Source organism: Myxococcus llanfairpwllgwyngyllgogerychwyrndrobwllllantysiliogogogochensis, assembly GCF_006636215.1.
In the GTDB taxonomy this organism is placed as follows: domain Bacteria; phylum Myxococcota; class Myxococcia; order Myxococcales; family Myxococcaceae; genus Myxococcus; species Myxococcus llanfairpwllgwyngyllgogerychwyrndrobwllllantysiliogogogochensis.
This window is the reverse complement of sequence record NZ_VIFM01000743.1, coordinates 1-462: the sequence shown is the minus strand read 5'-3', so window position 1 is coordinate 462 and position 462 is coordinate 1. Positions and strand designations below refer to the sequence as shown.

The following is a 462-nucleotide window of genomic DNA, read 5'->3' as shown; positions in this document are numbered from 1 at the left end:
GCTCGTGAGCGTGGGCGGCGGCGGCCTGATCGCCGGCATCGCCGCCTGGTGCGAGGGGCGCGCCCGCGTCATCGCGCTGGAGCCCGAAGGCGCGCCCACGCTGCATGCCGCGCGCGCGGCCGGCCAGCCGGTGGACGTGACGGTGGGCGGCATCGCCGCCGACTCGCTGGGCGCGCGGCGCATCGGCGACATCGCCTGGCAGGTCTCGCAGCGCCACGTGCATGACACCCTGCTGCTGACCGATGAATCCATCCGTTCGGCCCAGCAATGGCTGTGGCGCGAACTCAAGCTCGCCGTCGAGCCTGCCGCCGCCCTGGGCATCGCCGCGCTGCAGAGCGGCGTGTACCGGCCCCGCCCCGACGAGACCGTGGGGCTCATCCTCTGCGGTGCCAACTGCGATCCGGCCGCCGTCGCCTGAGCGCCGCAGCCGCCGGGCGGGGGAGCAGGCGCTGCCGGGCGACG

General features: G+C 76.2%; 1 protein-coding gene. It reads left to right on the top strand.

Features of this window, described 5'->3' with window-relative positions; genetic code table 11:
* Positions 1 to 418: pyridoxal-phosphate dependent enzyme (locus tag FJV41_RS57370; protein ID WP_141649613.1), on the top strand; the 418-nt coding region annotated here is incomplete at its 5' end.
* Between the last annotated feature and the right edge of the window lie 44 nt (positions 419 to 462).